Source organism: Enterobacter cloacae complex sp. 418I7 (assembly GCF_050030705.1).
In the GTDB taxonomy this organism is placed as follows: domain Bacteria; phylum Pseudomonadota; class Gammaproteobacteria; order Enterobacterales; family Enterobacteriaceae; genus Enterobacter; species Enterobacter intestinihominis.
Genome location: NZ_JBLGUU010000001.1, coordinates 433,788 through 460,445 on the forward strand (window position 1 = coordinate 433,788; position 26,658 = coordinate 460,445).

General features: G+C 53.8%; 26 protein-coding genes. 20 read left to right on the forward strand and 6 right to left on the reverse strand.

Going from position 1 to position 26,658, the window contains the following annotated elements; all coding sequences use genetic code 11:
• Nucleotides 1–6: 6 nt before the first annotated feature.
• From mutL to ACQG0S_RS02195, 18 genes are all read left to right on the forward strand, one after another.
• Nucleotides 7–1,851 (forward strand): DNA mismatch repair endonuclease MutL, encoded by a 1,845-nt coding sequence (mutL, locus tag ACQG0S_RS02110; RefSeq protein ID WP_048966072.1) that lies wholly within the window; start codon nucleotides 7–9, stop codon nucleotides 1,849–1,851.
• Nucleotides 1,844–2,794, forward strand: coding sequence for a tRNA (adenosine(37)-N6)-dimethylallyltransferase MiaA (miaA, locus tag ACQG0S_RS02115; RefSeq protein WP_048966071.1), 951 nt, complete (start codon nucleotides 1,844–1,846; stop codon nucleotides 2,792–2,794). Before mutL ends, miaA begins: the two co-directional genes overlap by 8 nt.
• Nucleotides 2,795–2,879: 85 nt before the next feature.
• Nucleotides 2,880–3,191: an RNA chaperone Hfq gene (gene hfq / locus ACQG0S_RS02120; protein WP_006810391.1), complete on the forward strand. Its 312-nt coding sequence runs from the start codon at nucleotides 2,880–2,882 to the stop codon at nucleotides 3,189–3,191.
• A 74-nt stretch (nucleotides 3,192–3,265) separates the two neighbouring features.
• A complete protein-coding gene (hflX, locus tag ACQG0S_RS02125) occupies nucleotides 3,266–4,546 on the forward strand; it encodes a ribosome rescue GTPase HflX (RefSeq protein WP_003855991.1) in 1,281 nt (426 codons plus the stop codon).
• A 56-nt stretch (nucleotides 4,547–4,602) separates the two neighbouring features.
• The gene (gene hflK / locus ACQG0S_RS02130; protein WP_022646820.1) at nucleotides 4,603–5,862 is read left to right on the forward strand and encodes an FtsH protease activity modulator HflK; all 1,260 of its coding nucleotides are present in this window, start codon (nucleotides 4,603–4,605) and stop codon (nucleotides 5,860–5,862) included.
• A 2-nt stretch (nucleotides 5,863–5,864) separates the two neighbouring features.
• A complete protein-coding gene (gene hflC / locus ACQG0S_RS02135) occupies nucleotides 5,865–6,869 on the forward strand; it encodes a protease modulator HflC (protein ID WP_022646821.1) in 1,005 nt (334 codons plus the stop codon).
• Between the two features lie 71 nt (nucleotides 6,870–6,940).
• The gene (locus ACQG0S_RS02140) at nucleotides 6,941–7,138 is read left to right on the forward strand and encodes a DUF2065 domain-containing protein (protein ID WP_003855996.1); all 198 of its coding nucleotides are present in this window, start codon (nucleotides 6,941–6,943) and stop codon (nucleotides 7,136–7,138) included.
• 104 nt (nucleotides 7,139–7,242) lie between these two features.
• On the forward strand, nucleotides 7,243–8,541 hold the full coding sequence (locus tag ACQG0S_RS02145) for an adenylosuccinate synthase (protein WP_032621775.1): 1,299 nt from the start codon (nucleotides 7,243–7,245) through the stop codon (nucleotides 8,539–8,541).
• A gap of 192 nt (nucleotides 8,542–8,733) precedes the next feature.
• Complete coding sequence (gene nsrR, locus ACQG0S_RS02150; protein ID WP_003855998.1) at nucleotides 8,734–9,159, forward strand: nitric oxide-sensing transcriptional repressor NsrR; 426 nt, start codon at nucleotides 8,734–8,736, stop codon at nucleotides 9,157–9,159.
• A gap of 38 nt (nucleotides 9,160–9,197) precedes the next feature.
• The gene (rnr, locus tag ACQG0S_RS02155) at nucleotides 9,198–11,639 is read left to right on the forward strand and encodes a ribonuclease R (RefSeq protein WP_032625192.1); all 2,442 of its coding nucleotides are present in this window, start codon (nucleotides 9,198–9,200) and stop codon (nucleotides 11,637–11,639) included.
• A gap of 64 nt (nucleotides 11,640–11,703) precedes the next feature.
• Nucleotides 11,704–12,435 carry a 23S rRNA (guanosine(2251)-2'-O)-methyltransferase RlmB gene (rlmB, locus tag ACQG0S_RS02160; RefSeq protein WP_048966070.1) on the forward strand — a complete coding sequence of 244 codons (732 nt, stop codon included), beginning with the start codon at nucleotides 11,704–11,706 and terminating at the stop codon, nucleotides 12,433–12,435.
• A gap of 125 nt (nucleotides 12,436–12,560) precedes the next feature.
• Nucleotides 12,561–12,962, forward strand: coding sequence for a YjfI family protein (locus ACQG0S_RS02165; RefSeq protein WP_048966069.1), 402 nt, complete (start codon nucleotides 12,561–12,563; stop codon nucleotides 12,960–12,962).
• 16 nt (nucleotides 12,963–12,978) lie between these two features.
• A complete protein-coding gene (locus ACQG0S_RS02170; protein ID WP_048966068.1) occupies nucleotides 12,979–13,677 on the forward strand; it encodes a PspA/IM30 family protein in 699 nt (232 codons plus the stop codon).
• Nucleotides 13,677–14,762 carry a potassium channel protein gene (locus ACQG0S_RS02175; RefSeq protein ID WP_048966067.1) on the forward strand — a complete coding sequence of 362 codons (1,086 nt, stop codon included), beginning with the start codon at nucleotides 13,677–13,679 and terminating at the stop codon, nucleotides 14,760–14,762. The genes ACQG0S_RS02170 and ACQG0S_RS02175 overlap by 1 nt, the downstream gene beginning before the upstream one ends.
• Nucleotides 14,743–15,396, forward strand: a complete 654-nt coding sequence (locus ACQG0S_RS02180; protein WP_048966066.1) for a DUF2491 family protein — start codon at nucleotides 14,743–14,745, stop codon at nucleotides 15,394–15,396. Before ACQG0S_RS02175 ends, ACQG0S_RS02180 begins: the two co-directional genes overlap by 20 nt.
• Before the next feature lie 19 nt (nucleotides 15,397–15,415).
• Entirely contained in the window at nucleotides 15,416–15,808 is a 393-nt protein-coding gene (locus ACQG0S_RS02185; protein ID WP_047052621.1) for a DUF350 domain-containing protein, read from the forward strand.
• 9 nt (nucleotides 15,809–15,817) lie between these two features.
• On the forward strand, nucleotides 15,818–16,432 hold the full coding sequence (locus tag ACQG0S_RS02190) for a DUF1190 domain-containing protein (RefSeq protein WP_074126402.1): 615 nt from the start codon (nucleotides 15,818–15,820) through the stop codon (nucleotides 16,430–16,432).
• A 2-nt stretch (nucleotides 16,433–16,434) separates the two neighbouring features.
• The gene (locus ACQG0S_RS02195; protein ID WP_048966064.1) at nucleotides 16,435–17,598 is read left to right on the forward strand and encodes a glutathionylspermidine synthase family protein; all 1,164 of its coding nucleotides are present in this window, start codon (nucleotides 16,435–16,437) and stop codon (nucleotides 17,596–17,598) included.
• Nucleotides 17,599–17,631: 33 nt separating this feature from the next.
• On the opposite strand, the gene ACQG0S_RS02200 is transcribed toward ACQG0S_RS02195, so the two are convergent.
• Nucleotides 17,632–18,906: an MFS transporter gene (locus ACQG0S_RS02200; protein ID WP_015572471.1), complete on the reverse strand. Its 1,275-nt coding sequence runs from the start codon at nucleotides 18,904–18,906 to the stop codon at nucleotides 17,632–17,634.
• Between the two features lie 195 nt (nucleotides 18,907–19,101).
• On the opposite strand from ACQG0S_RS02200, the gene ACQG0S_RS02205 reads away from it, so the two are divergent.
• Nucleotides 19,102–20,724: an isovaleryl-CoA dehydrogenase gene (locus ACQG0S_RS02205; protein WP_048966063.1), complete on the forward strand. Its 1,623-nt coding sequence runs from the start codon at nucleotides 19,102–19,104 to the stop codon at nucleotides 20,722–20,724.
• On the opposite strand, the gene ACQG0S_RS02210 is transcribed toward ACQG0S_RS02205, so the two are convergent.
• The 3 genes from ACQG0S_RS02210 to bsmA form a co-directional block, all read right to left on the reverse strand.
• Nucleotides 20,721–22,652 (reverse strand): methyl-accepting chemotaxis protein, encoded by a 1,932-nt coding sequence (locus ACQG0S_RS02210; protein ID WP_048966062.1) that lies wholly within the window; start codon nucleotides 22,650–22,652, stop codon nucleotides 20,721–20,723. The two genes, ACQG0S_RS02205 and ACQG0S_RS02210, sit on opposite strands and share 4 nt — an antisense overlap.
• A 170-nt stretch (nucleotides 22,653–22,822) precedes the next feature.
• Nucleotides 22,823–23,098, reverse strand: coding sequence for a DUF1471 family protease activator YjfN (gene yjfN / locus ACQG0S_RS02215; protein WP_003856009.1), 276 nt, complete (start codon nucleotides 23,096–23,098; stop codon nucleotides 22,823–22,825).
• Nucleotides 23,099–23,246: 148 nt separating this feature from the next.
• Nucleotides 23,247–23,576: a biofilm peroxide resistance protein BsmA gene (bsmA, locus tag ACQG0S_RS02220; protein WP_003856011.1), complete on the reverse strand. Its 330-nt coding sequence runs from the start codon at nucleotides 23,574–23,576 to the stop codon at nucleotides 23,247–23,249.
• A 137-nt stretch (nucleotides 23,577–23,713) separates the two neighbouring features.
• Here bsmA and yjfP point away from each other — a divergent pair, with 137 nt between their 5' ends.
• Nucleotides 23,714–24,436, forward strand: a complete 723-nt coding sequence (yjfP, locus tag ACQG0S_RS02225) for an esterase (RefSeq protein ID WP_023299141.1) — start codon at nucleotides 23,714–23,716, stop codon at nucleotides 24,434–24,436.
• On the opposite strand, the gene ulaR is transcribed toward yjfP, so the two are convergent.
• Entirely contained in the window at nucleotides 24,433–25,188 is a 756-nt protein-coding gene (ulaR, locus tag ACQG0S_RS02230) for an HTH-type transcriptional regulator UlaR (RefSeq protein WP_003856014.1), read from the reverse strand. The genes yjfP and ulaR overlap by 4 nt on opposite strands.
• 110 nt (nucleotides 25,189–25,298) lie before the next feature.
• Entirely contained in the window at nucleotides 25,299–26,363 is a 1,065-nt protein-coding gene (ulaG, locus tag ACQG0S_RS02235) for an L-ascorbate 6-phosphate lactonase (protein ID WP_023299142.1), read from the reverse strand.
• Nucleotides 26,364–26,658: the final 295 nt, after the last annotated feature.

A 26,658-nucleotide genomic window follows, 5' to 3' on the forward strand; every position in this document is an offset into this window, starting at 1 on the left:
GAGTTCATGCCGATTCAGGTTCTACCGCCGCAGCTCGCGAACCAAATCGCCGCCGGTGAGGTGGTGGAACGCCCTGCATCGGTGGTGAAAGAGCTGGTGGAAAACAGCCTCGATGCAGGGGCGACCCGCATTGATATCGATATTGAACGCGGGGGCGCAAAGCTTATCCGCATTCGTGATAACGGCTGTGGCATCAAAAAGGACGAGCTGGCGCTGGCGCTGGCGCGTCATGCCACCAGTAAAATTGCGTCACTTGACGATCTGGAAGCGATTATCAGCCTGGGTTTTCGCGGCGAAGCGCTGGCCAGTATCAGCTCCGTTTCCCGCTTAACGTTGACCTCCCGCACGGCCGACCAGCATGAAGCCTGGCAGGCCTACGCGGAAGGGCGCGATATGGACGTCACGGTTAAACCAGCGGCGCACCCGGTAGGCACCACGCTTGAAGTGCTGGATCTTTTCTATAACACGCCCGCCCGGCGCAAGTTTATGCGAACCGAGAAGACCGAATTCGGACATATCGACGAGATCATCCGCCGCATCGCGCTGGCACGCTTTGATGTCACTCTTAACCTCAGTCATAACGGTAAGGTGATGCGTCAGTACCGGGCAGTGGCGGAAGGCGGGCAAAAGGAGCGTCGGCTGGGCGCCATCTGCGGCACGCCGTTCCTGGAAAAAGCGCTGGCCATTGAGTGGCAGCATGGCGATTTGGCCCTGCGCGGCTGGGTTGCCGATCCGAACGCCAGTAGCGCCGCGTTTGCTGAGATTCAGTACTGCTACGTCAACGGTCGCATGATGCGCGACCGCCTGATTAACCACGCCATTCGCCAGGCCTGTGAAGATAAGCTCGGCGCCGATCAACAGCCCGCCTTTGTGCTTTATCTGGAGATCGACCCGCATCAGGTTGACGTTAACGTGCACCCCGCCAAGCACGAGGTGCGTTTCCACCAGTCGCGTCTGGTGCATGATTTTATCTATCAGGGCGTCGTTAGCGTTTTGCAGAAGCAGGCTGAGCCAACGCTGCCGCTGGAAAACGACGTTCCTGCACCGCGATCGCTGCCAGAAAATCGCGTGGCGGCCGGACGTAACCATTTCGCTGAACCCGCAGTCGCGCGCGAACCAGTGGCTCCGCGTTTTTCGTCAGCGGGAAGCGCACCGCGCCCGACGGGCGCCAACTACCCAAATGCCCAGCCGGGGTATCAAAAGCAGCAAGGTGCGTTATACCGTAAATTGCTGGACACCCCAGCCGTGGAACGGAAAGAACATATTGAGGTATCGCCGTCTTCCCTTGACGGACATAGCCAGAGTTTTGGCCGGGTATTGACGATTGTCGCCCCGGACATGGCACTGCTTGAACGTGAGGGGAAATTGATGCTGCTGGCGTTGCCGGTAGCGGAACGCTGGCTTAAACAGGCGCAACTGACGCCAGGGGAAAACGCCGCCTGCGCTCAGCCGTTACTGATCCCGGTTCGGTTGAAAATAAACCATGAGGAAACAGGGGTTTTGCAGCGTGCCCAGGCGCTTCTTGCCGAAATGGGGATTGAAATCGTACTGGACGCGCAGCATGTGACAATTCGCGCAGTGCCTTTACCCTTACGCCAACAAAATTTACAAAACTTGATTCCTGAACTGATAGGCTACCTGGCGCAGCAAACGACGTTTGATGCCGCCGATACCGCGCAGTGGATCGCCCGCCATCTGGCCAGCGAACATTCGCCGTGGAGTATGGCGCAGGCGATTACCGTTCTGGCAGAGGTGGAACGCCTCTGTCCACAGCTGGTGAAAGCGCCGCCAGGTGGTTTGTTACAACCTGTTGATTTAAAAACGGCGATGACCGCCCTGAAACATGACTGATGTAAGTAAGGCGAGCCTGCCAAAGGCGATTTTTTTAATGGGGCCAACGGCCTCCGGTAAAACGGCGTTAGCCATTGAGTTACGTAAAGTTTTGCCAGTAGAGTTGATTAGCGTTGATTCAGCCCTCATTTACCGAGGAATGGACATCGGCACGGCGAAGCCCAACGCAGACGAACTGCGTGCGGCACCGCACCGTTTACTGGATATTCTCGACCCGGCACAGGCTTACTCCGCAGCAGATTTTCGCCGCGACGCCTTATCTGAGATGGCCGAGATTACCGCCGCGGGACGCATACCGCTGTTAGTTGGCGGCACGATGCTCTACTTTAAGGCGCTGCTGGAGGGGTTATCGCCTCTGCCATCGGCCGATCCGGAAGTGAGAGCGAAGATTGAGCGGCAGGCGGCAGAGCAGGGGTGGGACGTTTTGCACAGGCAACTGGAAGAGATTGACCCGGTTGCCGCAGCGCGGATCCACCCAAACGATCCGCAAAGGCTTTCCCGGGCACTGGAAGTTTTTTTCATTTCGGGTAAAACTTTAACGGAACTGACGCAAACGTCAGGAGACGCTCTGCCGTATCAGGTGCATCAGTTCGCCATCGCCCCGGCGAGCCGTGAACTGCTCCATCAACGAATTGAGCAGCGTTTTCATCAGATGTTGGCTTCAGATTTTGAAGCAGAAGTGCGGGCGCTTTTTGCCCGTGGAGATTTGCATACGGACATGCCTTCCATTCGTTGTGTGGGATACCGCCAGATGTGGTCGTATCTTGAAGGCGAGATTTCATACGATGAAATGGTTTATCGAGGTGTTTGCGCCACGAGACAGTTAGCGAAGCGCCAGATCACCTGGTTGCGCGGTTGGGAGGGGGTTCACTGGTTAGACAGTGAAAAACCACAACAGGCGTTAAACGAAGTGATTGAGGTTATTGGTGATATCGCTGACTGAATGTGTACAATTAAGCCGTATCGTGCGCAATTTTTCAGAATCGCAAGGTTCTAAGTACAAAACAAGCATATAAGGAAAAGATAGAATGGCTAAGGGGCAATCTTTACAAGATCCGTTCCTGAACGCATTGCGTCGGGAGCGTGTTCCAGTTTCTATTTATTTGGTGAATGGTATTAAGCTGCAAGGTCAGATTGAGTCTTTCGATCAGTTCGTGATCCTGTTGAAAAACACGGTCAGCCAGATGGTCTATAAGCACGCGATTTCTACTGTTGTTCCGTCCCGTCCGGTATCTCATCACAGCAATAACGCTGGCGGCGGCACTGGCAGTAACTACCATCATGGCAGCAACGCGCAGGGTTCATCTGCTCCTGCGCAGGACAGCGAAGAAACCGAATAAGGTTTTGGGCTGTTTTCCACACGGGGAGCCAGGGATCCTGCGTTCCCCGCTGATCTTTTTAGAGAGGTTTACGCTTGTTTGACCGTTATGACGCCGGTGAGCAGGCGGTGCTGGTACACATCTATTTTTCGCAAGACAAAGATATGGAAGACCTCCAGGAGTTTGAATCTCTGGTCTCTTCCGCCGGTGTCGAAGCAATGCAGGTGATTACCGGTAGCCGTAAAGCGCCGCACCCGAAGTACTTTGTTGGTGAAGGTAAAGCAGTTGAAATTGCGGATGCCGTAAAAGCAACCGGCGCATCAGTCGTGCTGTTTGATCATGCGCTGTCTCCGGCTCAGGAACGTAACCTGGAAGCTCTCTGCGAATGTCGTGTTATCGATCGCACGGGGTTGATCTTAGATATTTTTGCTCAGCGTGCGCGTACCCACGAGGGTAAGTTGCAGGTTGAGCTGGCGCAGTTGCGCCATCTGGCGACGCGTCTGGTGCGTGGCTGGACACACCTTGAAAGACAAAAAGGCGGGATTGGTTTACGTGGCCCGGGTGAAACCCAGCTCGAAACCGACCGTCGTTTGCTGCGTGGCCGTATAACCCAGATCCTTTCTCGTCTGGAGCGTGTTGAGAAACAGCGCGAACAGGGGCGTCGGGCGCGAACCAAAGCCGACATCCCAACGGTGTCGCTGGTGGGCTATACCAACGCCGGTAAATCCACCCTGTTTAACCAGATAACCGAGGCCCAGGTGTATGCCGCAGACCAGCTGTTTGCGACCCTGGACCCTACGCTGCGCCGTATTGACGTCGCAGACGTCGGTGAAACGGTACTGGCGGATACCGTAGGGTTTATCCGCCATCTGCCGCACGATCTGGTGGCGGCGTTTAAAGCGACGTTGCAGGAGACGCGTCAGGCGACCCTGCTGCTGCACGTGATTGATGCGGCTGACGTACGCGTGCAGGAGAACATCGACGCGGTGAATGTGGTGCTCGAAGAGATTGACGCCCACGAAATTCCCACCCTGTTGGTGATGAACAAGATCGATATGCTGGACGATTTCGAACCGCGTATCGACCGAGATGAAGAGAACAAACCAATTCGGGTCTGGCTATCTGCTCAGGCCGGGATTGGTGTGCCACTGCTTTTCCAGGCTTTGACAGAACGTCTTTCCGGTGAGGTAGCTCAGCACACGCTGCGACTGCCGCCACAGGAAGGCAGGCTGCGTAGCCGGTTTTATCAGCTTCAGGCGATAGAAAAAGAGTGGATGGAGGATGACGGCAGCGTGGGGATGCAGGTGCGTATGCCGATCGTTGACTGGCGTCGCCTCTGTAAACAAGAACCTGCGCTGGCGGACTATATCGTCTGATCAGAAAGGGGAAGCCTGAAAAATTCGCCCTTGCATAACAAATATGGAGCATATACATGGCGTGGAATCAGCCCGGTAATAACGGACAAGACCGCGACCCGTGGGGAAGCAGCAATAATCAAGGCGGCAACTCTGGGGGAAATGGCAACAAAGGTGGTCGCGAGCAGGGGCCGCCGGATCTGGATGATATCTTCCGCAAACTGAGCAAAAAGCTTGGTGGCCTTGGCGGAGGAAAAGGTTCTGGCTCGGGTGGCAACTCCACTCAGAGTCCGCGCCCGCCTATGGGTGGCCGCGTAGTAAGCATTGTGGCCGCGGCGGTAGTCATCATCTGGGCAGCCAGCGGGTTCTACACCATTAAAGAAGCAGAGCGCGGCGTGGTAACCCGTTTCGGTAAGTTCAGCCATCTGGTTGAGCCGGGCCTGAACTGGAAACCGACCTTCATTGATAACGTGACCGCAGTGAACGTGGAGTCCGTCCGTGAACTGGCGGCGTCTGGCGTGATGTTGACCTCTGACGAAAACGTGGTGCGCGTTGAGATGAACGTCCAGTACCGCGTGACCGATCCTGAGCGTTATCTGTTTAGCGTGACCAGCGCGGATGACAGCCTGCGTCAGGCGACCGACAGCGCCCTGCGTGGCGTGATCGGTAAATACACCATGGACCGTATCCTGACCGAAGGTCGTACCGTTATTCGTAGCGATACCCAGCGCGAGCTGGAAGAGACCATCCGTCCGTACAACATGGGTATCACCCTGCTGGACGTCAACTTCCAGGCTGCACGTCCGCCGGAAGAGGTGAAAGCGGCGTTTGACGATGCGATTGCCGCGCGTGAAAACGAACAGCAGTACATCCGTGAAGCGGAAGCGTACACCAACGAAGTTCAGCCGCGTGCAAATGGTCAGGCGCAGCGTATTCTGGAAGAAGCGCGCGCGTATAAGACCCAGACCATCCTGGAAGCACAGGGTGAAGTGGCTCGCTTCGCGAAGATCCTGCCGGAATATAAAGCCGCGCCGGAAATTACCCGTGAGCGTCTCTATATCGAGACCATGGAAAAAGTGCTGAGCCATACGCGTAAAGTGCTGGTTAACGACAACAAAGGCGGAAACCTGATGGTCCTGCCGCTGGATCAGATGCTTAAAGGCGGTTCTGCACCGGCAGCAAAAGACAACAGCGGAGCCAACAACCTGCTGCGTCTGCCGCCAGCCTCGTCTGGCAGCTCCAGCGCGAACACAACGCCTTCTTCGAACGATGGTGACATTATGGACCAACGCCGTGCTAACGCGCAGCGTAACGACTACCAGCGTCAGGGGGAATAAGGATGCGTAAGTCAGTTATTGCGATCATCATCATCGCACTGGTCGTGCTCTACACCTCCATCTTTGTGGTGAAAGAGGGCGAACGTGGGATCAAGTTCCAGTTTAGCAGCGTCGTGCGTGACGGCGACAAGCGTCCGGTGATCTACGAGCCGGGTCTGCACTTCAAGGTGCCTTTCATTCAGTCAGTCAAAACGCTCGACGCACGTATCCAGACCATGGATAACCAGGCCGACCGTTTCGTGACTAAAGAGAAGAAAGACCTGATCGTTGATTCCTACATCAAATGGCGTATCAGCGACTTCAGCCGCTACTTCCTGGCAACCGGCGGTGGTGATGTTTCTCAGGCAGAAGTGCTGCTGAAACGTAAGTTCTCTGACCGTCTGCGTTCTGAAATTGGTCGTCTGGATGTAAAAGACATCGTGACCGACTCCCGAGGTCGTCTGACCCTGGAAGTGCGTGATGCGTTGAACTCAGGTACAGCGGGTACCGAAGACGAAGTGGAAACACCGGCAGCGGATGACGCGATTGCCAAAGCGGCTGAACGCGTTCAGGCTGAAACCAACGGTAAAGTACCGGTGATCAACCCGAACAGTATGGCTGCACTGGGTATCGAAGTGGTTGACGTGCGTATCAAGCAGATCAACCTGCCAGCGGAGGTGTCCGAGGCGATCTACAACCGTATGCGCGCCGAGCGTGAAGCGGTAGCCCGTCGTCACCGTTCACAGGGTCAGGAAGAGGCCGAGAAACTGCGTGCCGCAGCGGACTACGAAGTGACCAAGACGCTGGCGGAATCTGAGCGTCAGGGCCGTATCCTGCGTGGTGAAGGCGATGCCGAAGCCGCGAAGCTGTTTGCCGATGCCTTCAGCCAGGATCCCGACTTCTACGCCTTTATCCGTAGCCTGCGTGCTTACGAGAATAGCTTCCAGAGCAACCAGGATGTGATGGTACTCAGCCCGGACAGCGATTTCTTCCGTTATATGAAGACGCCGACTAACGCAACGCGATAAACTCAGGCTCGTTTGAGTATTCAAACCACCGCTCTTCACGGAGCGGTGGTTTTCTTTTATAAGGATGAAAAATGAATTCAACGATCTGGCTCGCACTGGCTTTGGTTTTGGTGCTGGAAGGCCTCGGCCCGATGCTCTATCCACGCGCATGGCGACGGATGATCGCGACCATGAGCCAACTTCCGGACAATATTTTGCGTCGTTTTGGTGGTGGACTTGTGGTTGCCGGTATCGTTATCTACTACATGTTGAGGAAAACGATTGGCTGATCAAAAACTAACCGCAATCGGCATATTTTAGGGTCAAAAAGTGCTGTATATCTGAAAAAGCGATGGTAGAATCCATTTTTAAGCAAACGGTGATTTTGAAAAAAATGGGTAACAACGTCGTCGTACTGGGCACCCAATGGGGTGACGAAGGTAAAGGGAAGATTGTCGATCTTCTGACTGAACGGGCTAAATATGTTGTACGCTACCAGGGCGGTCACAACGCAGGCCATACTCTCGTAATCAACGGTGAAAAAACCGTCCTCCATCTTATTCCATCAGGCATTCTTCGCGAAAACGTCACCAGCATCATCGGTAACGGCGTTGTGCTGTCTCCAGCTGCGCTGATGAAAGAGATGAAAGGTCTGGAAGACCGTGGTATCCCTGTTCGTGAGCGTCTGCTGCTCTCCGAAGCCTGCCCGCTGATCCTGGACTATCATGTGGCGCTGGACGTGGCGCGTGAAAAAGCGCGTGGCGCGAAAGCGATCGGCACTACCGGTCGTGGCATCGGCCCGGCATACGAAGATAAAGTGGCTCGTCGCGGTCTGCGCGTGGGCGACCTCTTCGACAAAGCGACCTTCGCTGAAAAACTGAAAGAAGTGATGGAATATCACAACTTCCAGCTGGTGAATTTCTATAAAGCTGAAGCCGTTGACTACCAGAAAGTGCTGGATGACGTCATGGCGATTGCTGACATTCTGACCGGCATGGTTGTTGATGTGTCCGATCTGCTGGACCAGGCGCGCAAGCGTGGCGATTTCGTCATGTTTGAAGGTGCGCAGGGTACCCTGCTGGACATCGACCACGGTACCTATCCGTATGTAACGTCCTCTAACACCACCGCGGGTGGCGTGGCAACCGGCTCCGGCCTGGGCCCACGTTATGTGGATTACGTTCTGGGCATCATCAAAGCGTACTCCACTCGCGTGGGTGCAGGTCCATTCCCGACCGAGCTGTTTGATGAAACCGGCGAGTTCCTCTGCAAGCAGGGTAACGAGTTTGGCGCAACCACCGGTCGTCGTCGTCGTACCGGCTGGCTGGACGCCGTTGCCGTGCGTCGTGCTGTGCAGATCAACTCCCTGTCTGGCTTCTGCCTGACCAAGCTGGACGTACTGGACGGCCTGAAAGAAGTGAAAATCTGCGTGGGCTACCGTCTGCCAGATGGTCGCGAAGTGACTACCACTCCGCTGGCCGCTGACGACTGGGAAGGCATTGAGCCAATCTACGAAACCATGCCGGGCTGGTCTGAGACCACCTTCGGTGTGAAAGAACGTAGTGGCCTGCCAAAAGCTGCGCTGGACTACATTAAGCGTATTGAAGAACTGACCGAAGTGCCGATCGATATTATTTCTACCGGCCCGGATCGTACTGAAACGATGATCCTGCGCGACCCGTTCGACGCATAATCTTCGTGACTGCTGGCCTGCGGGGAAACCCGCAGGCCGGATAAGCGCAGCGCCATCCGGCGACCGCTCCTGGATCTCCGCTTTTTCGCCCCGTCTGTCAAATAAATTAGCCGCTAACTATCTGGCTGGTTTATCATCATTAATGAATATCTCTGCGGTTTGACCGCGTTTTCCCTTTTTCCTGAGGTTGATGTGCAGTTAACAAGTTTCACCGATTACGGCTTACGCGCGCTGATTTACATGGCGTCGTTACCCGATGGGAAGATGACCAGCATCTCTGAAGTCACAGAGGTGTACGGTGTGTCCCGTAATCATATGGTCAAAATAATCAATCAACTTAGTCGTGCCGGATACGTTGCTGCCGTCCGCGGGAAGAATGGAGGGATCCGTCTCGGTAAACCGGCACAGAGTATCCGTATCGGCGATGTGGTACGTGAACTGGAGCCGCTATCTCTGGTGAACTGTAGCAGTGCGTTTTGCCACATTACGCCCGCTTGCCGCCTGAAACAGGCGCTTTCAAAGGCCGTGCAAAGTTTTCTCAAGGAACTGGATAACTACACGCTGGCCGATTTGGTTGAAGAGAATCAACCGCTTTATAAATTATTGCTGGTGGAATGAAGAAAATTTCCACCGGAGCTGACAACGGAGGAACCGACATGTCACAAGATCCTTTCCAGGAACGCGAAGCCGAAAAATACGCGAATCCTATCCCCAGCCGCGAGTTCATCATTGAACACTTAACAAAACGCGAAAAACCCGCCAATCGTGAAGAACTTGCCGTTGAATTAAACATTGAGGGTGAAGAGCAAATTGAAGCCCTTCGCCGCCGCCTGCGCGCCATGGAGCGCGACGGCCAGCTGGTCTTTACTCGTCGCCAGTGCTACGCGCTGCCAGAACGCCTCGATCTGCTGAAAGGCACCGTTATTGGTCATCGCGATGGCTTCGGCTTCCTGCGCGTGGAAGGCCGTAAAGACGACCTGTACCTCTCATCCGAACAGATGAAGATGTGTATTCACGGCGACCAGATCCTGGCGCAGCCGCTGGGTGCAGATCGTAAAGGCCGCCGCGAAGCGCGCGTGGTCCGCGTGCTGGTGCCGAAAACCAGCCAGATTGTAGGCCGTTACTTTACCGATGCGGGCGTAGGCTTTGTGGTGCCGGACGACAGCCGTCTGAGCTTCGACATTCTCATCCCGCCTGAAGAGGTGATGGGCGCACGCATGGGCTTTGTGGTAGTGGTTGAACTTACCCAGCGCCCGACCCGCCGTACCAAAGCGGTAGGTAAAATCGTCGAAGTGCTGGGCGATAACATGGGCACCGGCATGGCCGTTGATATGGCGCTGCGCACCCATGAAATTCCTTACGTCTGGCCGAAAGCGGTTGAAGACCAGATCGAAAACCTGCGTGAAGAAGTGCCGGAAGAGTCCAAAGCAGGCCGCGTGGATCTGCGCGATCTGCCGCTGGTCACCATTGATGGTGAAGACGCCCGCGACTTCGATGATGCCGTGTACTGTGAGAAAAAACGCGGTGGTGGCTGGCGTCTGTGGGTGGCTATCGCGGATGTGAGTTATTACGTACGTCCACACACGCCGCTGGATAACGAAGCGCGCAGCCGCGGTACGTCGGTCTACTTCCCGTCGCAGGTTGTACCGATGCTGCCAGAAGTGCTCTCGAACGGCCTGTGTTCCCTCAACCCGCAGGTGGACCGCCTGTGTATGGTCTGCGAAATGACCATCTCCAGCAAGGGACGTCTGACGGGCTATAAGTTCTACGAAGCGGTGATGAGTTCTCATGCGCGCCTGACCTATACCAAGGTCTGGCATATGTTGCAGGGCGATCAGGATCTTCGCGAACAGTACGCGCCGCTGGTCAAACACATCGAAGAGCTGCACAACCTCTACAAAACGCTGGATCAGGCGCGCGAAGAGCGCGGTGGGATCTCGTTTGAGAGTGAAGAGGCGAAATTCATCTTTAACGCTGAGCGTCGTATCGAGCGAATCGAGCAGACTCAGCGTAACGATGCGCACAAGCTGATTGAAGAGTGTATGATCCTGGCGAACATCTCGGCGGCACGTTTCGTTGAGAAAGCCAAAGAGCCTGCTCTGTTCCGTATTCACGATAAGCCAACCACGGAAGCCGTAACCTCGTTCCGTTCCGTGCTGGCCGAACTCGGCCTGGAACTGCCTGGCGGCAATAAGCCTGAGCCACGCGATTATGCCGAGCTGCTGGAATCCATCAGCGATCGTCCTGACGCGGAAATGCTGCAAACCATGCTGCTGCGTTCCATGAAGCAGGCGATTTACGATCCGGAAAACCGGGGCCACTTTGGTCTGGCGTTACAGTCGTATGCGCACTTTACCTCGCCGATTCGCCGTTATCCGGATCTGTCCCTGCACCGTGCGATCAAGTATCTGCTGGCGCACGAGCAGGGTCATAAAGGCAACACGACCGAAACCGGAGGGTATCACTACTCCATGGACGAGATGCTGCAACTGGGCCAGCATTGTTCCATGACCGAGCGTCGTGCGGATGAAGCGACGCGCGACGTGGCGGACTGGCTGAAGTGTGACTTTATGCTGGATCAGGTGGGTAACGTCTTTAAAGGCGTGATTGCCAGCGTCACCGGCTTTGGCTTCTTCGTACGTCTGGATGAGCTGTTTATCGACGGTCTGGTGCACGTTTCCAGCCTTGATAACGATTACTACCGCTTCGACCAGGTCGGACAACGTCTGATCGGTGAATCCGGCGGTCAGACCTACCGTCTGGGCGATCGGGTGGAAGTGAAGGTTGAAGCCGTGAATATGGACGACCGTAAAATCGACTTCAGCCTCATCTCCAGCGAACGGGCTCCGCGTAACGTCGGGAAAACCGAGCGTGAGAAAGCGAAAAAAGGCGGCAACGGTAAAGCGGGCGGCAAGCGACGTCAGGCAGGTAAAAGAGTAAACTTTGAGCCAGACAGCGCCTTCCGTGGCGAGAAGCAGCAGAAGCCCAAGGCGGCGAAAAAAGACGCTCGTAAAGCGAAAAAACCGTCGACCAAGACCCAAAAAATAGCGGCCGCAACCAAAGCGAAGCGCGCGGCGAAGAAACAGCAGGCGGAGTAATTTCCCCTCACCCTGACCCTCTCCCCAACGGGGAGAGGGAAAATATTTATTACGAGAACCATCAATGAGTGAAATGATTTACGGCATCCACGCGGTGCAGGCCCTGCTGGAGCGCGCGCCGGAGCGTTTTCAGGAAGTTTTTATTCTGAAAGGGCGTGAAGACAAACGTCTGATGCCGCTGATCCACGCGCTGGAAGCGCAGGGCGTCGTGATCCAGCTGGCGAACCGCCAGTATCTGGATGAGAAAAGCGAAGGTGCTGTACACCAGGGCATTATCGCGCGCGTGAAGCCGGGCCGTCAGTATCAGGAGAACGATCTGCCGGATCTGATCGCTGAGCTGGATAACCCGTTCTTCCTGATCCTCGATGGCGTAACCGACCCGCACAACCTGGGCGCGTGCCTGCGTAGCGCCGATGCAGCAGGCGTGCATGCGGTGATTGTGCCAAAAGATCGCTCCGCGCAGCTTAACGCTACCGCTAAAAAAGTCGCCTGCGGCGCGGCGGAAAACGTCCCGTTGATCCGCGTGACTAACCTGGCGCGCACCATGCGTCTGTTGCAGGAAGAAAATATCTGGATCGTAGGAACAGCCGGTGAAGCGGATCACACCCTGTACCAGAGCAAAATGACTGGCCGTATGGCGCTGGTGATGGGAGCGGAAGGCGAAGGTATGCGTCGTCTGACGCGCGAGCACTGCGATGAGCTGATCAGCATCCCGATGGCGGGCAGCGTATCGTCCCTGAACGTTTCTGTTGCGACGGGTATCTGCCTGTTTGAAGCGGTGCGTCAGCGTAGCTAACGAGTAAACTATAAAAAAAAGCCACCCACTTCGGGTGGCTTTTTTTATGTCCTGGCTGGTAATATAACGGCCGAAGTGATTTCAGCTTTTATAAATATCTTTAAAACTAATACATGGATGAAATTATGAGATGGTCTCTCTCATCGCTTGCCGATGAATTGTCGCGCCGGCGCGATATTTATATTGATTTAAAAAATAACAATGATGTACTTATTATAAAAATGAATGAATATGGCGATTTGCCATTAAGTATTTTTATTACATCCCAGCAAATTATCATTGAAACCTATATTTGTCCTGTTAATGACATTAAGCGCCAGGCTGACTTCAATCTCTTCTTATTACGTAATCAAAAAATGCTTCCCTTATCGTCTGTTGGAATTTCGCAAATTCAACATGATGAATATTATGTCGCTTTTGGTGCCTTATCCATAAGTTCTTCTCTTGAGGATATTATTCTGGAAATCACAACCCTTGCGGAGAATGCGCTGGATTTGGCTGAGCTTACACAAGAATTTATAAATTAACAGGTAAGGGAAAGGTATGGGCATCTTGAAGAATCTTTTTACACTGGGTAAATCACTACTCAATCAGGCCGATGAAGCGATAGAAGAAGCGCAGGGCGTTCGGATGCTGGAGCAGCACATCCGGGATGCAAAAGCTGAGCTTGATAAAGCAGGCAAATCCCGGGTTGATCTGCTTGCCCGGGTAAAGCTCAGTAATGACAAGCTTTCCGAGTTGCGGGAGCGGAAGCAATATCTTGAGTCACGAGCGATAGAGGGAATGAGCAAGAATATTGATGCTGCGCTGCTAAACGAGGTTGCAGAGGAAATCGCCCGACTTGAGAATACCATTACTCGTGAAGCGCAGGTGTTGGACTCTCTTGAAACCTCAAGAAATAATATTGAAAAAGCCGTAGCTATTACTTCACAACGTATTAATCAGTTTGAACAGCAGCTGGAGGTTGTGAAAGCCACGGAAGCCATGCAGCGGGCGCAACAGGCCGTGACGACGTCAACGGTCGGAGCAACATCGAACGTAACGACGGCCGCAGAGTCTTTAAAAAGACTTCAGACGCGTCAGGCTGAACGTCAGGCGAGACTGGAGGCGGCAGCGCAACTGGAAAAAGTGGCGGATGGACGTGAGCTTGAAGAGAAACTCGCGCAGGCAGGCGTGGGTACCACAGGAACAAGCTCCGCACAGGCGGTTCTTGAACGGTTAAAACTTACGCAGGCTCCGTAATGTTTCTCTCCTGGGTCGTGAATGTTTGCAGGCAACATTTATTCCGGCTTACCTGGACAGCGCTGCTGTGCTTGTTTGCCGGGCATTATTTGCTTTGCTTTATTGTCTTTCGTTGGCTGGGAGAGACGACCCTCATTGGTCGGATAAGTGATTTTGTTTATTACAGCTCAGTGGTTGGGGCGACGATTGGCTTTGGCGATTTGAGTCCTCAGAGCGAAGCAGGGAAGTTGTTCACAGCTCTCTGGCAAATCCCTATTGGCGTTGGCCTTTTCGGCGCGCTGATGGGCAAAATCATTGCATTGGTGCAGGAATTATTAGCTAAAGGAATAGCAGGAATGGGCGATTTTCATTCTCTACGTAATCATGTTTTGGTGATTGGCTGGCGTGGTCATCAGACAGAGAAAATGATCTCATTGCTGCTTTATGATGAGCAGCGGGTTTTTAGTCGCGTAGTGTTGTGTGAGCAGCAGGATATAGCGCATCCTTTATCCGATAATTTATATGTCGATTTTCTCAAAGTAAGTAACTACAGCGATCCGAAAGAGCAAAAACGGATGGGGTTAGTAAATTGTTCATGTGTAGTCATTTTTGCCAGCACCGATGAACAAACCTTTACGGCCACACTCTCGCTGGTAAATGATGCGCCAGCGCATTGCCATATCGTTGCTTATCTTGAGGATGAACGCTACGCAAGCTTACTGGAGACCCATTGCCCGACAATTGAGATTGTTCGCAATCTTTCAGCCGAACAGCTTTCCCGTTCGATCCAGGATCCTGGCTCTTCACAATCCGTAGCATCAATCATGAACCCGATGCTGGGTGATACAGGTTACGCGCTAATGGTACCCACATCGGTTTCCTGTATTCCTTATGGTGCGTTAATGCATTACATGAAACTGCAACATGATGCGACGGTGCTGGGGATTAGCCACTGTAAAAATGGTCGTGGTATGGAGCTTAACCCTGTGATCTCCACAGAGGTTAGAGGAGGAATGTGGTTGCATTTAATCGGCAATAGTCGCATTTCGTCGAATGAGGTGTGCTGGCAGAACATAGGGAAAAGTCATGCGGAACTTATTTTTTAATTTATTTAATAAAACACCTCAGCCAGTGAAGCGTGGCCCATTGGGATTACATCAACGTGCGGCGTTTACACTTGATACGCTGACATTTCGCCTGTCCGCCCGTTTTTTGACTCAACTACCAGCAGAGGAATATACCATTGCAGCTAGCAGCGTGATTGAAGCTGGCGCGGGTTGTCGTATTTATCGTTATTACACGTCTGGCGATGAGTTTTTGCAGATAAATACTACTGGTGGTATGGAAAGGGAAAATATTGATGATATTAAGCTTTTTATTTATCAGGATAGCTTTGGTATTACGTCGGAGAAACAATGGCAAAAAGAGATCGGTGCAGCTTTAATTGGCAGACCCAGTCTGCAATGGAATGAACGAGACTGGACAAGAATATTTAACGAGAATGAGGAGGGGAACGTTGAACCGGTTTACCTGCTGGAACACGTTGAAAATAACCAGAACGAAAAATGGGATGTGCATAATTTCATGATGGCCTATCAGAGGGAGGCGACTGCCGATCTGTATGAGTACCTTTTGCTTACTGGCGAAGAGACATTTTGTGATAATAGCGAGCCAGAGTGGATCTTTTCGTATGCCGTAGGTGTGGATATTCCACTCACTTCGCTAAACATTGTTGGTTAACTTTCTGGGGGTGTAAACCATGCTGGGTTCATTATTTGCTTTTCTTTCTTACTTCTTAACCGGTCTGGCGATGACCGTCATATTCTTATTCATCTACTCAAGAATAACGTCACATGATGAATGGAAACTGATTAAAGAAAATAACCTGGCGGCGGCGGCAGCATTCAGTGGCACGCTATTGGGGTATGTGATTCCTCTGTCCAGCGCTGCCGTAAACTCGGTTAGCATGCCGGATTACCTGATATGGGGATGCGTTGCGTTAGTCGTACAGTTACTGGTGTATGGCTGCGTACGCATTTATATGCCAAACATCAGTGAAAAAATCGTTAACCGCCACTACGCCGCAGGTTTATTTATGGGGATGGCAGCACTGGCTGGCGGGATCTTAAATGCTGCCTGCATGACATGGTAATAAATGAACATGGCTAAAAAGAAAAAAACACGGAAGTCTAATCCGATTCGATCTGCATCAGGAAGCCAAAATGCAGCGTTCCGCTCTTCACCCTCAAAGCGCAAAAGCGGGAAGTATTTGACGCTGGCAATTATGGGCGGTGCAGCATTTATCGCCCTGAAGGGGTGCGATAGTTCGGCTGATGATAATGACGGTGATGGCGTGTTTTACGCATCGCCGCAAGCGTGCGTTGACGATGGCAATAGCGCTCAGGTTTGCAGCGATGCATGGAACAATGCGAAAGCTAAATTTGAAGCAGATATGCCGAAAAAAATGTCCAGGGAAGACTGTATACGTCAATTCGAGAACTGCTATTACGACAATATCGAAAATAGCTGGATACCGGTTCTGTCAGGATTCTTACTTAATAAAAAAGTCAGAGAAGACGCTGATGAAGGGTACAGGTATACAAGCGGAGGTTCATTTTACTCTTCCCGTCCTGTGTGGCGGAGTTCTTCATCCTATGTCTGGCACTCCGGTAAGCAGGCCAGTAGTCAAATGGGCTATACAACAAAACGCGTATCAACCATTTCTCGTGGTGGATATGGGCGCTCATCCAGTGCGCGTGGAAGCTGGGGGGGATAATTATGTTACGTCATGACGTCCCTGTTCGTCCGGGGCTGGACAAAATTGCCCACGACCATGGTTTTCATTTTCATATCATCGACGATGAAATTTACTGGGATGAAAGCCGAGCCTATCGTTTTACGTTACAGCAAATTGAAGAACGAATAGAAAAACCCACGGCTGAACTCCATCAAATGTGTCTGGATGTGGTGGATCGTGCGGTAAAAAGTGAAGAACTGATGAGGCAGCTGGCCATCCCGCCGCTTTACTGGGATGCCATTGCGGAAAGCTGGGACAGCCAGGAGCCTTCACTGTATGGCCGTATGGACTTTGTCTGGACTGAAGAAGGTCGCGTCAAACTGCTGGAATACAATGCCGACACGCCGACGTCCTTGTATGAGTCAGCCTACTTTCAGTGGCAATGGATGGAAGACGCTCGTCGCTCCGGGATCATTCCGCGAGACGCCGATCAGTTTAATTCCATTCAGGATAAGCTTGTTGCTCGCTTTGAAGAATTAGCCACCGATATTCCACTTTACTTCTGCTGCTGCAAAGAGAGTGAGGAGGATCGCGGCACGCTTCTTTATCTGGAAGATTGTGCCGTCCAGGCCGGGGTGAACACCCGCTTTATCTATATGGATGATATTGGCCTGGGCACCGGCGGATTTTTAACGGACATTGACGATAACGTGATCCGCCGTGCGTTTAAGCTCTACCCTCTGGAGTGGATGATGCGTGATGAAAATGGTCCACTTCTCTGCGCGAGAAGAGAGCAGTGGTTAGAGCCGCTCTGGAAAAGCATCATTAGTAATAAGGGTATTTTGCCCCTCTTGTGGCGCTTTTTTACGGGCCATCCCAACCTTCTTCCTGCGTGGTTTGAGAATGAGTTAACGTCGATTCCAAAAGGCGTTCCGATAGTTCGTAAGCCCTTGTTTTCGCGGGAAGGGGGAAATGTGACTATTTTCGACGCGCAGCGCAATATCATTGAGAGTGAAGCAGGGGATTATGCAAACGAACCTATGATTTATCAGGGTTTCCAGGCGTTACCGCGTTTTGGCAACAGCTATACCTTGATAGGAAGTTGGGTGATCGATGATGAACCTGCGGGAATCGGTATTCGTGAAGACGGATCGTTGATCACGAAAGATACTTCGCGTTTTATCCCGCACTATATAGCGGGTTAATTTGAGCTGGGGTGAAAACCCCAGCTCTGAGGTTCACTCCTCCAGAGACCGTAAATGGTCATCCTTCCTCAACGTCATCAGCGCGAAAATACTCACCACCGCCGTTGCCATCACGTAGTAGGCCGGAATATCCAGATTGCCCGTCTCTTTAATCAGCCCGGTAATGATCAGCCCCGCACAGCCCGAGAAGATCGCATTCGACAGAGAATAGGCCAGCCCCAGCCCGGTATAACGCACGCGCGTCGGGAACATCTCAGACAGCATAGCCGGCCCCGGCCCTGCCAGCATCCCAACCAGTCCTCCCGCAATCAACACCACAATCGCTTTGACAGCCAGCGTGCTGGACTCCGCCTGCAAAATTTTCAGCAGCGGCAGGGCGAGGATCAGCAGGAGCACGGTGGCGATAATCATCACCGTCCGCCGCCCGATCCTGTCGCTCAGCATGCCCGACGGAATGATCGTGAGCGCAAACCCAATGTTAGAAATCACCGCAATCAGCAGCGCCTGGTTAAAACCGGTGTGCAGCGCAGATTGCAGATAGGTCGGCATAATCACCAGATAGGTATAACCCGCCGCAGACCAGACCATCACGCGACCAATGCCCATCAGAATGGTTTTGAACGTGGCGGCGGTGCTGGCCTGAGTAACAACCGGTTTTTCCCGTTGCTGCACAAAGCTCGGTGTCTCTTCCATGCTTACCCGCAGCCATAGCGCGACCGCACCCATCGGCAACGCCAGGAAGAACGGAATGCGCCAGCCCCAGTCGTGCAAGGCTTCAGGGGAGAGAAGGGCAGAGAGCAACGCGACAATGCCTGCGCCTGCTAACAGCCCGAGCGCCACGGTGAAGGACTGCCATGCCCCGTAAAGACCGCGCTTGCCGCGCGGGGCGAACTCCGTCATCAACGAGACCGCGCCGCCATACTCACCGCCCGCGAACAGTCCTTGCAGAATACGCAGGAGTGTAACGATCAGCGGCGCGGCAATCCCGATACTGGCGTAGACCGGCACAATACCGATGGCAGCGGTGGCGAGCGTCATCAATACCAGCACAATAATCAGCGTCGGTTTACGGCCAATCCTGTCGCCAATGCGGCCAAAGACCACCGCACCCAGCGGGCGGAAGAAGAAAGCGATGGCGAATGAGGCCCAGGTGAGGATCAGGCTGGTGAGCTCCGCTTCCCCCTCAAGCTGGAAGAAGTTTCTGGCAATCACCGTTGCCAGAAAACCGTAAACCGCAAATTCATACCACTCGATGAAATTACCGATGGAGCCTGCAATTAATGCACGCTTGTGCGCATCCTGTTGCATAACGATCCTCACAAAAACGGGGTAAGAATAAATTATTCAGCATTAGTGAAGTAATGAAATAGTTTATTCTTATGTTCTGTGAGCTATTTCACGAATGATATCAACACGATCGTCATCATGTGACCCCCCTCCCATGCAGCGTGCATGCCCTCTGTCCATACTTACCTTTATTGCCAATGAAAGGAGGGAGACAGCATGCACTGGCAGACACATACCGTTTTTAATCAACCTGCACCGCTATCGAACAGCAACCTTTTTCTCTCTGATTGCGCCCTGCGCGATGCGGTAGCGCGCGAAGGGGCTGAGTGGGATGTGGATCTTCTTGCCAGCATCGGCCAGCAGTTGGGTACGGCAGAGTCGCTGGAGCTGGGCAGACTGGCGAACGTTAATCCGCCGGAGCTGCTGCGTTATGACGCCACGGGAGCGAGGCTGGATGACGTCCGCTTTCATCCGGCATGGCATCTTCTGATGCAGGGGCTTTGCGCCAACCGGGTGCACAACCTGGCGTGGGAGGAGGAGGCGCGGAAAGGATCGTTCGTCGCCAGGGCCGCGCGTTTCGTACTTCATGCTCAGGTGGAGGCGGGAACGCTTTGCCCGGTGACCATGACCTTTGCGGCCACGCCGCTGTTGCAACAGTCGCTGCCCAAACCGTTTCATGAGTGGTTAACGCCGCTGATGAGCGATCGCTACGACCCCCATCTTGCGCCGGGGGCGCAAAAGCGCGGCCTGCTGATCGGCATGGGGATGACGGAAAAGCAGGGCGGTTCGGACGTACTCAGTAATACTACCAAAGCAGAGAAATGCAGCGATGGCAGTTACCGGCTGGTGGGGCACAAATGGTTTTTCTCCGTGCCGCAGAGCGATGCGCATCTGGTGCTGGCGCAGGCGAAGGGCGGGTTGTCCTGCTTTTTTGTCCCGCGTTTCTTACCCGACGGGCAACGTAATGCCGTGCGCCTTGAGCGTCTGAAGGACAAGCTCGGCAACCGCTCAAATGCCAGCAGTGAGGCTGAATTTCTTGATGCTTCCGGCTGGCTGCTGGGCGAAGAGGGGGAAGGCGTCCGGCAAATTCTGAAGATGGGCGGGCTGACGCGCTTTGACTGCGCGCTGGGCAGTCACGGACTGATGCGCCGTGCGCTCTCGGTGGCGCTTTATCATGCCCATCAGCGGCAGACCTTCGGCAAAAATCTGATCGACCAGCCGTTAATGCGCGACGTGCTAAGCCGTATGGCGCTGGTGCTGGAGGGACACACGGCACTGCTGTTCCGACTCGCCCGGGCGTGGGACAACCGCAACGACCCACAGGAAGCCGCATGGGCGCGGCTTTTCACTCCGGCGGCAAAATACAGCGTCTGCAAAGCGGGCATACCGTTTGTGGCAGAGGCAATGGAGGTGCTGGGCGGTGCAGGCTATTGCGAAGAGAGTGAGCTTCCGCGGTTGTACCGTGAAATGCCCGTCAACAGCATCTGGGAAGGCTCTGGCAATATTATGTGCCTGGATGTACTGCGCGTGCTGGCGAAGCAGTCGGGCATTCTCGACCTGCTCGCCGATGATTTCGCGCAGGTAAAAGGCCAGGACAGGCACTTCGATCGCAGCTGGCGTCAGCTACAGCAGAAGCTGCGGAAACCGCAGGAAGCGCAGGGCAGGGAGATCGCGCAGCAGCTCTTTTTACTCGGGGCCGGAAGTCAAATGCTGCGGCACGCATCGCCGCCCGTGGCGCAGGCGTGGTGCCGCATGATGCTGGATACCCGGGGCGGCACGCTGATGAGCGAGCAGGTGCAAAACGACCTGCTGCTGCGCGCCACGGGCCGGGTCGGTTAAGCCTTCAGCTGGAACAGGCTCACCAGCCGGGTGAGATGTGAACCCTTCTCGCGCAGCGTCTGTGCTGTCTGCTCGCTGCGTGAGATGCGATCGGCATTGATGTGCGATGCCTCACCGATGTGCGTCATCGCCAGATTCACCTGTCCAATTCCCGCCGACTGCTCGCGGGAGGCGTGGTTGATCTCGGTGACAAGCTGGCTGATGTTATCGATATGAACAATGATGGCATCCATTGCCAGACGCGTCTGCTCAGACAACGCATGGCCTTCGCTCACCTTGTTCAGCGTGTCGCCAATCAGCTGTTCAATCTCTTTTACCGCGTTGGCGCTGCGTGCGGCCAGGGCGCGTACCTCTTGCGCCACCACTGCGAAACCTTTCCCGTGCTCGCCCGCCCGCGCCGCCTCAACCGCCGCATTGAGCGCCAGGATATTGGTCTGGAAAGCGATGGACTCAATCACGCGGGTGATGTCTTCAATGCGTTTCGATGCATCGCGAATATCATCCATGGTGGAGACTGCGTGGGTCACCGTCTCTCCACCCTGATGCACCGCGCGCGAGGTTTCACCCACCAGCTGCTGCGTTTGCTCCATGTTGGCGGCATTTTGCTGCACGGTGGCGGCTAATTGCTCCATGCTGGCGGAGGTCTCCTCAACGCTGCTGGCCTGCTTGTTGATCTGTTCAGAGATCTCGCCGGTGTCTGAAGCCAGCGCGTTAGTCCCCAGATGGATCTCGCTTGCGGCCTCGCGGACCTGCAACACAATTTTTTGCAGGCCTTCCCCGATCCCGTTGATGGCGTCAATCAGCTGGCCGACTTCATCCTGGCGGGTAACCGGCAGGCTGGCGCGCAGATCGCCTGCGGCATACTGCCGGGCAAGCGCGATCACCTCGCGCAGTGGGCGGGTTAGCATCCGGCGAATGAGGATAACGAACAGGCCCGCGAAGAGTACGGATAGCACCACGCCCGCCATCAGGAAGCGATCGCGCAGTGTGGTGACGCTTGAAAGCAGTACGGCTTTATCCACTTCACCCACGATGGTCCAGTTCCAGCCCGGCAGCGGCGTGTAGGCAACTTTGAGCGTACGGCCATCCGCGCTCACGCGTTCCAGCGTGCCGGCTTTATCACTCAGAAGCTGCTGCTGTGTCGCCGTGTCCCAGTTAGGCAGTTTGCCCTCTTCGCTGGCATGGAACAGATACTGTCCGCGCGTTTTGCCGCTACTGCGATCCAGTACAAAGAAGTGACCGCTCTCGCCCAGACGACGGTTAAGGATTTTCTCGCGCATGACGTTCCACGAATGGGTGATGTCCACGCCGACAAAGATAATCCCGATAACCTGGCCTTCCGCATTCTTAACAGGCTGGTACTGCGTGATATAGCGCTTGCCGAACAGCAGCGCGAGGCCACGATAGACCTCCCCTTTAGTGACGGCGGCAAATGCCGGGCTGGTGGTATCAAGAACGGTTCCGATGGCGCGGTCGCCATTCTCTTTGCGCAGCGACGTCGCCACGCGGACAAAATCGTTACCGCTGCGGACAAACAGCGTCGAGATGGCTCCCGTTCGGCTCAGGAAGTCATCAGAAAGCGTATTGTTTTCATGCAGCTCCGTTTCGCCGCCTTTCAGCAAAGGAACGGTAAGCCCATTTATGGTCCGGCTCTGGCTGCTGTCGCTGTTTAATGGCTGTGGCAAAAAGGTGGTGAACAGACGGGTATAGCTTTCAACCTCTTCGCTCAGGCTGGTGTTGAACATCTCTACCATATCCACCATGCCGGTGGACTGGTTATGCAGGTCTTCAACCGCAAGATCTTCAAGCTGCTGGCTGGCGTTGTGGCTCAACAGGAAAGTGAACAGCAAAAAAAGCGTAGCGACACTTACACCTGTTAGCAGCGATAGCTTCGTGCCCAGTCCTGCCCGGCGGAAAAAGGTGATCATAAATTGCTCATTATTGAAAAGTGATGGCTGTTCAACGGCAGAGCGGAGAGAACGTTTATCTGTTTAATGTAACTGAATGTTACGCGTTTGTTTTTATTGGGTTTCGGGAGAGATAAAAAATTTGCAAAAGTGAAAAGCCACTAAAATTAAGTGGCTTTTATCGGAGGGGATTATGCATAAAGAATAGCCTGCACGCGCCAGTGATTAACATGGTGATCTTCCTGCATCTGGACGATACGATACCAGGATGCGCCCTGTTCATCCGCCTTCAGGGCGACGACACGTTCAACGTCTTGCGGACTCCCCGTGATATTATTGACGGAGATCTGACCAATCTCATTCAGGCCCGTGACGCAATCCGCGCTGGCAAATTCAGCCGACTGCGCCGTGGTGCTCAGCAGGCCCGCTGAAAGCAATAGCGTCGTTAAAGCAAGGGTTCGTTTCATCGTCAGCTCCTTTTCACGTGTCTCCGGTATCCGCCGGGCAATCCTTCGCGAATAAACTCATTTCCATTGTTGCTGGCATGGAGTTTATTGTGGACAGGAAAATGTCTACGGACGCAAAGCAGTGTAAAGGTCGTTCAAATGATGATGCTCACTTACGGTACAAAATGCCTTGTGCATACCACTGTCCCGTAATAATGGTTTCATCAATCATCGTGATGACGTAATAATCTGCTTTTGCGGCAACGGCCTGTGCTTCAATTGCGTCTTCTGCATCATCCGGTGAACCGCGAACCATCGCGGATACGGTTCCCAGGCGTTGTAATCCTTCCGTCTGATTACGACGAATCTCCTGAGGATGATCGGTAACCGGCGGTGCCGGTTCTGGAGTACCCTGCAATACGGAACATCCGCTGAGCAGTGAGACCAGCAATAAAGCGGTAAGCCTGCGCATAAACCTGTCTCTTTTCCTGATAGCCATAGTGTAGTGGTCTGCGAATTTAGTTTTGGGGGAATGTTCCCGAAGTGTTATCTGGGACGTAGATTTCGAATGAAAATATCGTGAAACCGTAATCCAGCTCTCAACATTATGAATCATTCATCAGCACAGGATCGACAATGATTGAAATTGAAACTCGCCTGCTTAGTGAGCATGAAATCATCCATGCTTTTCCGGCTGGTAAAGGTGAACAGCCGCTGCCGACGGTAGTTTTCTATCATGGTTTTCTCTCCTCAAAGCTGGTCTACAGCTATTTTGCCGTCGCGCTGGCGCAGGCCGGTTTCCGGGTGGTCATGCCTGATGCGCCGAATCATGGGGCACGCTTTACGGGCGATGAACAGGCGCGGCTGGGGCTGTTCTGGCAAACGCTGCACGGCAATCTGACCGAGTTCGCCGGGCTGCGTGACGCGCTTTTACAGGCCGGGCTGGTGGAGGGGAAACGGCTGGCGGTCGCAGGCGCATCAATGGGCGGAATGACGGCGCTGGGGATCATGGCCAGGCATCCAGAGGTGACGTCCGTGGCTTGCCTGATGGGATCGGGCTACTTTATGTCACTGGCAAAGACGCTGTTCCCGCCGCAGGCTCCTCAGGAGATTGAGGCCCTGTTGTCTGAATGGGACGTCAGCCATGCGCTTTCGCAGCTGGCCGATCGTCCCCTGCTGCTGTGGCATGGGGATGCCGACGATGTCGTACCGCCCGGTGAAACGTTCCGTCTGCAACAGGCGCTACAGCGTGAAGGGCTGGACAGCAATCTGACCTGCCTGTGGGGTGCCGGTGTCCGGCACCGTATTACTCCGGCTGCGCTGGAAGCCACCGTGGAGTTTTTCCGTCAGCACCTTTAAACGCGCAGCACCGTGACACCCTGATCCTCGAGCTTGCTGAGGATCTCGGGGTTGGCGTTTTTGCCGGTGATCACCATGCTGATTTGCTCGGCGCGGCTGAAAAGCATGCCGGCGCGTTCACCGACCTTGCTGCTGTCGACCAGCACCACCAGTTTACCCACCACGTTGAGCATGTTCTGCTCTGCCATTGCGGTGAGCATATCGGTTTTATACAGGCCATCCGCCGTCAGGCCTTTGCCGCTGGTAAACATCCAGTGCCCGGCGTAGAGGCTGTTTTCACTGTCCTGCGGGCTCAGGGTTATGGACTGGCTCTTGTTATACTGGCCCCCCATGATCACCACGCTTTCATGTTCCTGGTCAATGAGATAGTTGGCCAGCGGCAGATAGTTGGTAATGATTTGCACCGGCTTGCCGCACATCTCTCGGCCCAGTAAAAACGCTGTCGAGCCGCAGTTAATCACCACGCTTTCCCCGGGATTCACCAGCTGTGATGCCGCTCTGGCAATCCGCACCTTTTCATCGTGATTCTGCGCCTGGTGAATATTCATCGGCGTCCAGCGTGGACGCTGCTGGCTGATGGCCTCTGCGCCGTTGCGGACTTTTTTCAGCTTGCCGCTTTCATCCAGCTTGTTAATGTCCCGCCGCGCGGTAGCAGGGGAGATCCCTAAACGTTCGATCACTTTCTCGACGGTGATAAACCCTGTTTGCGCCAGGAGTTCCAGTAAAATTTGATGCCGTTGCGCTTCCGTCATGAGCTATTCCGAAAAGAATTGATTTGAAAAGATGATATTTGAAATAGCATGAAATTACTAAATTAAATATGACATCGCCAGACACAGTGTCTGGCGATTGGGCTGCACAATCAGAGGAAGGACTTGAACGGCAGGTCTGGCTCAATGGTGAAGCAATCATCAAAACCACGCGGGTAGTGGTACTCGAGATTGTCTTTATCCAGCGGCCAGGTGAACTTGCCGCCAACCTGCCAGATGAACGGCTTGAAACCATACTTGAGTCGGTCTTTTTTCATCTCCCACAGGACGCGGATCTCTTGCGGATCGGCCTGGAAGTTTGACCAGATATCGTGGTGGAAGGGGATCACCACTTTGGTGTTCAGCGCTTCGGCCATGCGCAGCATGTCCGCGCTGGTCATTTTGTCGGTAATCCCGCGCGGGTTTTCACCGTAAGAGCCAAGCGCCACGTCAATCTGGTGCTCGTTACCGTGCTTCGCGTAGTAGTTGGAGTAGTGAGAGTCACCGCTGTGATACAGGGAACCGCCAGGCGTTTTGAACAGGTAGTTCACTGCGCGCTCGTCCATCCCGTCTGGCAGTACGCCTGCGGCTTTCTGGTCGGCAGGCAGGGTGATCAGCGCGGTGCGATCAAAGGCATCCAGCGCGTGAATTTCAACGTCTTTGATTTTCACCACGTCGCCCGGCTTCATCACGATGCAGCGCTCTTTTGGCACGCCCCAGCCAATCCACAAATCCACGCAGGTCTGCGGCCCGATAAAGGGTACGTCGTCCGCGCAGTTTTGCATTACCGCTGCCGCCACGTTCACGTCGATATGATCGTTGTGATCGTGGGTAGAGAGAACGGCGTCGATCTGGCGAATGGCGAAAGGATCAAGCACAAAAGGCGTGGTGCGCAGGTTCGGCTGGAGCTTTTCAACGCCGGCCATACGCTGCATCTGGTGGCCTTTTTTCATCAGTGGATTGCCGTGGCTCTGTTTGCCGGTGCCGCACCAGAAATCGACACAAATGTTGGCGCCGCCTTCTGATTTCAGCCAGATCCCGGTGCATCCCAGCCACCACATCGCAAATGTGCCAGGAGCAACCTGTTCCTGCTCGATCTCTTCGTTCAGCCAGCTACCCCACTCCGGAAAGGTACTCAAAATCCATGATTCACGGGTGATGGTTTTCACTTTACTCATCGTTTGACTCCTGGTTTTAATCAAAAGTAATCATACTGTGACTTGTTGTGATTAATGCTGGCACTGTTTGAATCGATTTGCAATGGCTGATTTGCGGAAAATTCCCCTCGCCACATCACAGAAAATACACCTCGTCGTTGTTAAGATAACCGCTACATATAATTAATATATTGAAAATTAAGAATTTATTTATCTTTCTGGATCGGTAGTGAAAATCATTACTAACTCCATGGAAATAAATTGCGTGATCCGTCACAAATAATCAAATGCAATCTTGTGGTGATTATTTGTGATT

Bases quoted from the DNA above. Each gene is read 5' to 3' on its own strand.
- ulaG (WP_023299142.1), bottom strand. From the start codon at position 26,363: ATGAGTAAAGTGAAAACCATCACCCGTGAATCATGGATTTTGAGTACC.
- rlmB (WP_048966070.1), top strand. From the start codon at position 11,704: ATGAGTGAAATGATTTACGGCATCCACGCGGTGCAGGCCCTGCTGGAG.
- ACQG0S_RS02180 (WP_048966066.1), top strand. From the start codon at position 14,743: ATGCGGAACTTATTTTTTAATTTATTTAATAAAACACCTCAGCCAGTG.
- ACQG0S_RS02140 (WP_003855996.1), top strand. From the start codon at position 6,941: ATGAATTCAACGATCTGGCTCGCACTGGCTTTGGTTTTGGTGCTGGAA.
- ACQG0S_RS02195 (WP_048966064.1), top strand. From the start codon at position 16,435: ATGTTACGTCATGACGTCCCTGTTCGTCCGGGGCTGGACAAAATTGCC.
- ACQG0S_RS02175 (WP_048966067.1), top strand. From the start codon at position 13,677: ATGTTTCTCTCCTGGGTCGTGAATGTTTGCAGGCAACATTTATTCCGG.
- mutL (WP_048966072.1), top strand. From the start codon at position 7: ATGCCGATTCAGGTTCTACCGCCGCAGCTCGCGAACCAAATCGCCGCC.
- ulaR (WP_003856014.1), bottom strand. From the start codon at position 25,188: ATGACGGAAGCGCAACGGCATCAAATTTTACTGGAACTCCTGGCGCAA.
- hflC (WP_022646821.1), top strand. From the start codon at position 5,865: ATGCGTAAGTCAGTTATTGCGATCATCATCATCGCACTGGTCGTGCTC.
- bsmA (WP_003856011.1), bottom strand. From the start codon at position 23,576: ATGGCTATCAGGAAAAGAGACAGGTTTATGCGCAGGCTTACCGCTTTA.
- ACQG0S_RS02145 (WP_032621775.1), top strand. From the start codon at position 7,243: ATGGGTAACAACGTCGTCGTACTGGGCACCCAATGGGGTGACGAAGGT.
- ACQG0S_RS02170 (WP_048966068.1), top strand. From the start codon at position 12,979: ATGGGCATCTTGAAGAATCTTTTTACACTGGGTAAATCACTACTCAAT.
- ACQG0S_RS02185 (WP_047052621.1), top strand. From the start codon at position 15,416: ATGCTGGGTTCATTATTTGCTTTTCTTTCTTACTTCTTAACCGGTCTG.
- ACQG0S_RS02165 (WP_048966069.1), top strand. From the start codon at position 12,561: ATGAGATGGTCTCTCTCATCGCTTGCCGATGAATTGTCGCGCCGGCGC.
- ACQG0S_RS02210 (WP_048966062.1), bottom strand. From the start codon at position 22,652: ATGATCACCTTTTTCCGCCGGGCAGGACTGGGCACGAAGCTATCGCTG.
- miaA (WP_048966071.1), top strand. From the start codon at position 1,844: ATGACTGATGTAAGTAAGGCGAGCCTGCCAAAGGCGATTTTTTTAATG.
- ACQG0S_RS02190 (WP_074126402.1), top strand. From the start codon at position 15,818: ATGGCTAAAAAGAAAAAAACACGGAAGTCTAATCCGATTCGATCTGCA.
- yjfN (WP_003856009.1), bottom strand. From the start codon at position 23,098: ATGAAACGAACCCTTGCTTTAACGACGCTATTGCTTTCAGCGGGCCTG.
- hflK (WP_022646820.1), top strand. From the start codon at position 4,603: ATGGCGTGGAATCAGCCCGGTAATAACGGACAAGACCGCGACCCGTGG.
- hfq (WP_006810391.1), top strand. From the start codon at position 2,880: ATGGCTAAGGGGCAATCTTTACAAGATCCGTTCCTGAACGCATTGCGT.
- yjfP (WP_023299141.1), top strand. From the start codon at position 23,714: ATGATTGAAATTGAAACTCGCCTGCTTAGTGAGCATGAAATCATCCAT.
- ACQG0S_RS02205 (WP_048966063.1), top strand. From the start codon at position 19,102: ATGCACTGGCAGACACATACCGTTTTTAATCAACCTGCACCGCTATCG.
- ACQG0S_RS02200 (WP_015572471.1), bottom strand. From the start codon at position 18,906: ATGCAACAGGATGCGCACAAGCGTGCATTAATTGCAGGCTCCATCGGT.
- rnr (WP_032625192.1), top strand. From the start codon at position 9,198: ATGTCACAAGATCCTTTCCAGGAACGCGAAGCCGAAAAATACGCGAAT.